The following is an 8,080-nucleotide window of genomic DNA, read 5'->3' as shown; positions in this document are numbered from 1 at the left end:
TAGATAATGCCAATGACTTTAGTACAGTAGCCGCCAATGGCGCAAATGTTACCTTAAACGACAGCAATGGGATTATTTTAGGCGCTTCTACTATTACTGGCACATTAGGTGTGAATGCCAATGGCGCGATTACAGATAGTGGCAACCTCACTGTTACGGGTGGCACGACATTAAATGCAAACGGCAATGATATTACCTTAGATAATGCCAATAACTTCAACATAGTCGCCATTAGCAGTGCCAGAAACCTTACCCTCAACGATACTAATGCTATCCAACTATCATCTTTAACAATTAACGGCAGCTTAGACGTAAATTCAAGTAACACAAACGTTATCGGTAACATCACCACAGGCAATAACCTTACCTTTAATAGTCCAGTCACTCTAGATAACGATTTAACCTTAGATGCTGGACTAACCACTCTGTCTTTTGCCTCCGACTTAAATGCCAATGGTTACTCATTAACTCTAAAAGCCGGTGAAATTAATAATTCAGGTGCAATCACAAACGGCAATAGCCTCACCCTGCAACCTGCCACATCTAACCAAGCCATCATTATTGGTGCAACTAATAACAGCACCACCGCTTTAGACTTGACCACAAGTGAATTAAATGCATTCCAATCTAACTTTAATGTCCTAACCATCGGACAAGGGAACACAAACCCTGTCACCATCAACCCAATTACATTTAACAAACCTGTCACCATTCAGGGTGGAACCATTGATGTTAACGGAACCATCACCGGGACAGGAAACGCCTCCGTTACCCTCAACAGTGCAACAACCAACCTCAACGCTACTATCGCCACCGCTAACCAGAACATTACTATTACGGGTAACACTAATCTGGGAAATTCCGTCGTCCTTAATACCAACAGTGGCACAGGTGATATCAATCTTAACGGCGCAATCAATGGCACTCAGACATTCACCCTTGATGCAGGGACAGGTAACATTAACGCCATGGGAAACATCGGTAACATTACTCCCTTAAATAGCCTGACAATTAATCGTGCTAACAATGTTACTACCCAAGATATTACAGCAACCAACGTTACTGTTACCGCCAATCAAACAATTAATACAGCGAACATCAATACCAATTCAACCCTCAATCCGGGTGGAGACATTAGCCTAACCAGCAATAATGGCGTGATTACCACCAACAACCTGACAAGTTCCGGAACCAGTGGCGGTGATATTTTTATCCAAGCCTTGAACTCGATGAGTCTGGGTGAAATTAATAGCAGTGGTAGTTCTGGCGATGGCGGCGATGTCATTCTTGACCCCATTGGCGATATTGAAGTCAGTTTTATTAACGCTGAAGGGGGTAACAATGGCAAAGGCGGTAACATTGACATCACCGCAGGTCAATTCTTCCGCGCCACTGATACTTTCACAGACGCTAACGGTGAAGAAGTTAGCATTTCTAGCGCGGGTGGGGATGATAATGGTAGTATTACTATCCGCCATGGGGGTAACGGCGAGACTCCTTTTATTGTCGGGAATGCCACAAACAATGGCACAGTTGGTGCAATTACCGATGGTGATATTACCATCCGTCCGACAGAATCCTTTCTCTTTACTCAGATAGACGGCGACATCGAAATTATTAGTGTTGATGCACCGACGATTCCCGAAGAAGAACCTATAGATGATTCACCAATCAATCCAGTTGATATCATCCAACCGACTGAAGTTAGCGAACTTCCAGAAGAAGATAACAATGTATTCCTCGAAGAAGACACCAGTGTTAATCCAGTTGATATCATCCAACCGACTGAAGTTAGCGAACTTCCGGAAGAAGATAATAATCAATTATCCGAAGACGAAGACGCCAGCGAATCTTCCGAGTCAGCATCCGTACCCACCACAACCAATACCTCCACGACTCAAGCCGCCGAAACTGAAGTGGCTCAACAAGAAGACAACTTTACTAATGCTTATGAAAACTATCTGGGGGTTAGAAATACCCGCACCGTTACGCCTCAAGAAACAAAAGCCCAGCTTAATCAAATTGAACAAATTACTGGCATCAAACCTGCCTTAATTTACGCCTTCTTTAAACCCCAAACTCCCACTCCCGAAAAACCCAATCCCAAAGACAAAAACGAAATCCTTTGGCAGTTTAACCCTTCCACCCCTCAACAGCAACAATTTTCCACTAACCCCAATCCTCAACCCACTGACCAACTCGAACTCGTCCTCGTTACCGCCTCTGGAGACATAATTCGCCGTCCCGTTCCCGGCGCAACCCGAGAAAAAGTGCTGCAACAAGTGCAACAATTACGTCGCGCTGTCACCGATGTTCGCATTCCTCGCCCCTATAAACCGTCTTCACAACAACTTTATGATTGGTTAATTTCTCCCATTGAAGAAGAATTACAAGCCCAAGACATCAATAATCTTAGCTTCGTTATGGATAGTGGCTTGCGTTCCCTCCCCATCGCGACACTCTATGATGGAAACCAATTTATTATTGAGAACTACAGCGTCGGATTAATGCCCAGTTTTAGCCTCACGGATACCCGGTATGTGGATATCCGCAACGCTGATATCTTAGCCATGGGCGCTTCTCAATTTGAGGAACAAAACCCTTTACCTGCTGTTCCCCAAGAGTTATCGATGATTACCAATCAGTTGTGGTCAGGTGAATCCTTTCTGAATCAATCCTTTACCCTAGAAAATCTCAAACAAGCCCGCGATAATCAATCCTTTGGTATTCTCCATCTTGCCACCCATGGAGAATTTAAACCAGGAAAACCTAGTAACTCCTATATTCAGTTTTGGAATACCCGCTTAACCCTTGACAAATTGCGAGAGTTGCAATTGGATAATCCCCCCGTTGAACTGATGGTATTAAGTGCCTGTCGTTCAGCCTTAGGGGATGAACAAGCGGAGTTAGGCTTTACCGGATTAGCGGTACAAGCTGGGGTAAAATCGGCGTTAGGGAGTCTCTGGTATGTCAGTGATACCGGGACATTAGGACTGATGACCACCTTTTATCAACAGTTAAAACAAGACCCGATTAAAGCTGAAGCTTTGCGACAAGCACAATTGGCAATGATGCGGGGGGAAGTTAAATTAGACGGCGATGAATTAGTGACGCCATCGGCGAGGATTTCTTTACCCGATGAATTACGCAACCAGGGAACTATTAATCTGACTCATCCCTATTATTGGAGTGCATTTACTTTAGTCGGGAATCCGTGGTAGTTCAACGAAAACAATAACTAGGGTCTGCTGAATAAGTTTTGTGGTGAGGGGAGGGAACAGGCAACAGGGAACAGGGAACAGTTTCAAGCCTCTGTTGAGGTAAAATTCAGCAAGCCCTAGATTAGTAGAGACGTTCCGTCAAAACATCTCTACTAAGGGGAAGATTTTGTAGTTTTTGTGACTACCCCCACACCCAAAACGTCATGCAGCAAGCCCTATTTAGGGAGTCGTGCCAAAAATTTGTTCTTTAAAAGACTGAACTTGTAAGGCTAAGTCGTGACGGTTAGCTGCACTGAGTAAATAGCGACAAATAAACCAACTCACATAAGCCATGCCAATAATTTCTAGGAGTATGCCTAAAAAAGGAATCGCATTAATTGCATTTAGGACAGCCAGACTCAGTTTGAGGCTGGTTAAGGCGGCGATAATCCAAGCCACCGTGATCAAAATTGGTTTGGTGTTTGTTCCTCGGTTATTCAGGTGAGCCGAGAGGGTTTCTATCGTCTCTATTAACGTGGAAATGAGTTTGAGCCAAGGCTGTTTTTTTTCTTCGGTGAGAACGTCGCTGATAATTTCCGGATGGCAGGTTTTTGAGTGGGAGTGAGCGGGTTGTTCAGGAATTGTCATTTTAGCAGTCATTTTTTTATTCAGGTAACGACAATAAGCTAATGAGGGGAGTGAGGAATAGTTGAAGGTGAGTAGAGTTTATTTCACTATATAATTTTCTCTATTCTGTTTTAAACAAGTCCTTAATTCCCTCGCTTTTTTTAGTGTATTTATTGAAATATGATTAGGTCAATGGGATTACTGAATCAACATATAATTTTAGTTATTTCTTTATAATTGTTTTAGACAAATTCTATAAAATACAGGCTGAATTATTTTCATACTTAATAAAGCGACTAAACTCAGACCTGTCTCTCCTAGCTTGACCTTCACAGCAGGATTCACATTCAGGCGACATTCAAACCTGCCATCCTTTTTTATCTGCTCCAATAAATAGAGGCGGCTTAAGCTGTCATGCATTTAAATTGGGTATTAGTAGCGAGCAAGATGCAAAGCCTGCGGCATGGCTTCGCTTAACGCACTACAAGGATTTTACCATTATTGATATTAAGGTTTAAATGCCGAACAGCTTAGTTGATTACGGCGTGACTAGCAGCAAAAGGAAAAAACAGGCAACACTGAACGTCGTCGCCATAATTTTTACTTCCTGATCGGCTTTTCTCATAATTCTGTAGATGTCAAGTTATTTACACAAATCTTAATAGAGAAACCTAGCGGTCAATCATTGCGATCGCGAATCCCGATCATCATTTAAGCTAATTGATTAAGCTGGAGTTCACCTGCCTGATAAGTTCTGCTACTGCAAGTCATAATAATAGACAACGAAAGACTACACCATTAGCCATTCCCACTTCTCAACTATGACGTTCCATCGCTGGCTGCCTATCTTTTCCACCGTGATTTGCCTCGTTGCCCCAATCTCCAATCCAGCAACGGCACAATCCTCCTCACCGTCTGAAAATAGCTGTCCAGCACCTGCCCTTTCCCGCTTGCAGAAACACAAAGTCGCGCCCGGTGAAACATTAGATAGTATTGCTCAACGATACAGCCTAATCCCAGAAACCTTAGCAGAACTCAATCCCAGCCTGTCACAAAAATCCATGCCTGTGGGTCGAGAGATTCTGATTCCTCCCTTTAATGGAATTCGGGTGCAAGTTCCGGCTGGGGCTAGCTGGCAAGACTTAGCTGAGGCGTATGGTATCCGTGCTGATATTTTATTTGAGGTCAATGGCTGTCTACCACAACCACCCGATATGGTTTTTGTCTCAGGGGTGAATTGGGTACTGGCAAATCGTAAACCCGTGGAAAACTATACCGGATTTGCTGGTTATCCCTTGCCCGCCGTAGCGCCTATGGGGTTTAATTACGGTTGGCATCAAAATGGGGATGGACAAACTCAGTTTCACAGTGGTATTGATCTATTGGCAGACCCTGGAACCACGGTGTTAGCGGTGGATTCGGGTACAGTTGCCTTTGCGGGTCAACAGGGAACCTATGGTAATTTAGTCGTGATTAATCACCAAGGTGGACGCCAAACCCGCTATGCTCATTTAAGTCGTCTTTCGGTGAGAACGGGTCAACGGATCAAACCGGGAACACCTTTAGGGGCGGTGGGTACTACAGGAAGTCCGGACATTGACCAACCTCATTTGCATTTTGAAGTTCGCTTCAATGCGCCTGCGGGTTGGGTAGCGCAAGACCCAGAGTTACATTTGACGGCAAGACCGATAAATAACGAATGACGAATGACGAATGACGAATGACGAACTTTATCATATCATTACGTCGCAGCGGAGCATTGTTGCTGTCAGTGGGTACGGTTAGCTTCTTGTGCGGTATGGGGTATGGTGTTGTCCAAAGCTATCCTGAACCCCCAGCAGAACCCATCATTCAACCTCAATCGGATATCCCCACAGAACCCCCGCCGCCGAATGTGACGGTTCAGATTAAAGCCGTGGGTGATATTATTCCGGGTACGAATTATCCTCAGAATAAACTGCATCCGAATAAAGCGGTTCTTTTTCAAGCCGTTCAACCCAGCCTGCAAGGTGCTGATTTATTATTTGGCAATTTTGAGAGTACTTTAACGAATTATCCCTATTCGGCTAAGTCGATAGGGGGATTAATTATCGCCTTTCGCACGCCGCCTGATTATGCCTCTTTGTTAAAAGAGGTGGGCTTTGATATTATGAGCGTTGCCAACAACCATTCTTATGATTTCTCACGTCAAGGATTTGCAGATACTATTAATAATTTGGAACAGGCTGGAGTTAAAGCCTTAGGCGAAAAGAATCAAATTTTATATGCTAACATCAATGACCTATGGATTGCCTGGATTGGTTTTAGTTATTTTAATTATCACAATTCGTTGAATGATTTGCCTGCCGCTATAGCGTTAGTGGAAGAAGCCAGTCAAAATGCCCATATTGTGATTATTTCTGTTCATGCAGGGGCGGAAGGCACTGGGGCGATGCACGTTCGCAATCGAACGGAGTATTTTTTTGGCGAAAATCGCGGCAATTTGGTTAAGTTTTCCCAGACGATGATTGACCACGGCGCTGATTTAATTCTCGGACATGGACCTCATGTTCCGAGAGCTTTAGAATTGTATAAGGGGAAGTTAATTGCCTATTCTTTGGGAAATTTTATGGGGTATCGGACTCTCTCGACTCAAGCTCAATTGGCGTATTCTTTGGTATTGGAGGTGGAGTTGGATAACCAGGGTGATTTGGTTTCGGGTCAAATTATTCCAATTATGTTAAATCGTCAGGGGATTCCTTATCCGGATTCTCAAGGGCGCACGATTCGACTGATGCGCCAGCTTACTCAGAGTGATTTTCCGAATACTCCTTTACAGATTGATTCAACGGGTAAAATTTTGCCTCAGTAATGATGATTGGTGATTGGTTATACTCAATCTGTTAGCATCAGAATTAGATGGTTTTTAACGCAGAGTGACGCAGAGGTTTACGCAGAGGGCGCAGAGGGGGTTAAAGGATTTGAAGGAAAAGTTTTTGAAGGGGGTGAAGGGTGAATACTTAACACTCAACATTTAAATATTTTTCATTCTTCATCCTTTTTTTGACTCGAATTTTTACCATCAGAAAATTGTTCTTTGAATTTATCACCAGCAGATTTGGCTTGGTCGGTAAGATTCTCTGTAACCTGGGGAACACCTTGTTTGAGAGATTCCATATCCTCAAGGGTTTTTTTATAGTCACTGCGAATAAATTCGGCGGCTTGACTCATGCGCTCATGAATGCCTTCGGTATATTGATCACTGTTTTTAACCGCTTCCTCTAGCACAATGATTCGCTTTTTTCCCACACTGGAAACGGCGACGGGCGCAAGGGTATAAATCCCGTCCATCATTCCTTGCCAACCACTGGAGGAATATAAGTAATTAACGATGGCTCCCGTTTCTGGTTCAATGATATAATCAACAAATTTGCCAACTTTGTTGCCAGCATCTGTCCAAACTTCTACACCAATGGGAGACTCGAGGAGTTCAAGGGTTTCAGACTCGGTTTCTTCCTTCAGACTGTTGACAAGAATGCTATCGCTGCCAACAGTATTGACTTGTTCCCAGGTAATGTGGTGTTTTTTGCCGCCGAGAAACCCAGACTTGCAGGTTAACCCAACCACGCGGTGAGCTTGCCAATCAAGCCATAGCTGTGTCACTCGACCAACTTCTTCAGTTGTATGACGATCTAAGACTAATCGGTTTAAGAGTTCGCTTTGCTTGAGAAGTTCTGCTTTTGTGGACATGGGACACCTCACTTTTGCTTTGCTATGATTGAGACAATGTTACCTACGGATCGAGTGTTTTGTTTTGTATACTTAGATTTTACTTGACGACGGATGCGATTATTTTTAATTATAGCAGTTATTATCGCCATCTTAGCGATTATTTTTGCTTTGCAAAATGCTGTGCCTATCGCCGTAACTTTAGGGATTTGGCGACTAGAGATATCTTTGGCGCTAGTTCTCGTCTTAACTCTAGGGGTTGGCGTTGTGGTGGGATTATTGGTATCGGTACCATCCCTGATGCGGCAAAATTGGAAACTTTCCCATCAGAAGCGACATAACAAAGACTTAGAGAAAGAATTAAATGAACAAACTCAGCAACTGGCGAATCAGCAAAAACGGATTGAATATCTGGAAAATAGTTTAAAGTTCAATCTGGATTATTCTGAATCATCTGAATCATCTGATCGGGATTTAAATGCATAGGCTATTTATGGGGTAGGTTTTGCCTTGTATATCCCTAGAGAATTGAAAGCGATAAACCT

General features: G+C 43.4%; 6 protein-coding genes. 4 read left to right on the top strand and 2 right to left on the bottom strand.

What is annotated here, in order from left to right:
* The coding region (locus RIG27_RS10005) for a CHAT domain-containing protein (protein ID WP_446344749.1) at positions 1 to 3,221 on the top strand (3,221 nt) is incomplete at its 5' end.
* A gap of 219 nt (positions 3,222 to 3,440) precedes the next feature.
* On the opposite strand, the gene RIG27_RS10000 is transcribed toward RIG27_RS10005, so the two are convergent.
* Positions 3,441 to 3,860, bottom strand: a complete 420-nt coding sequence (locus tag RIG27_RS10000; RefSeq protein WP_446344747.1) for a CAAD domain-containing protein — start codon at positions 3,858 to 3,860, stop codon at positions 3,441 to 3,443.
* 788 nt (positions 3,861 to 4,648) lie between these two features.
* Between RIG27_RS10000 and RIG27_RS09995 the strand changes: the two genes are divergently transcribed.
* Positions 4,649 to 5,530, top strand: a complete 882-nt coding sequence (locus RIG27_RS09995) for a LysM peptidoglycan-binding domain-containing M23 family metallopeptidase (RefSeq protein WP_446344745.1) — start codon at positions 4,649 to 4,651, stop codon at positions 5,528 to 5,530.
* 17 nt (positions 5,531 to 5,547) lie between these two features.
* Positions 5,548 to 6,678 (top strand): CapA family protein, encoded by a 1,131-nt coding sequence (locus RIG27_RS09990; RefSeq protein ID WP_446344743.1) that lies wholly within the window; start codon positions 5,548 to 5,550, stop codon positions 6,676 to 6,678.
* A gap of 173 nt (positions 6,679 to 6,851) precedes the next feature.
* Here the strand turns inward: RIG27_RS09990 and RIG27_RS09985 are convergent, their stop codons facing one another.
* Positions 6,852 to 7,556, bottom strand: coding sequence for a PRC-barrel domain-containing protein (locus RIG27_RS09985; RefSeq protein WP_446344741.1), 705 nt, complete (start codon positions 7,554 to 7,556; stop codon positions 6,852 to 6,854).
* Positions 7,557 to 7,649: 93 nt separating this feature from the next.
* Here RIG27_RS09985 and RIG27_RS09980 point away from each other — a divergent pair, with 93 nt between their 5' ends.
* Positions 7,650 to 8,021, top strand: a complete 372-nt coding sequence (locus RIG27_RS09980; RefSeq protein WP_446344739.1) for a lipopolysaccharide assembly protein LapA domain-containing protein — start codon at positions 7,650 to 7,652, stop codon at positions 8,019 to 8,021.
* Positions 8,022 to 8,080 lie beyond the last annotated feature (59 nt).

It is taken from the genome of Coleofasciculus sp. F4-SAH-05, assembly GCF_040222985.1.
GTDB lineage: Bacteria > Cyanobacteriota > Cyanobacteriia > Cyanobacteriales > Coleofasciculaceae > Coleofasciculus > Coleofasciculus chthonoplastes.
The sequence above is the reverse complement of the archived record's forward strand: the minus strand, read 5'-3'. Positions and strand labels throughout refer to the sequence as shown.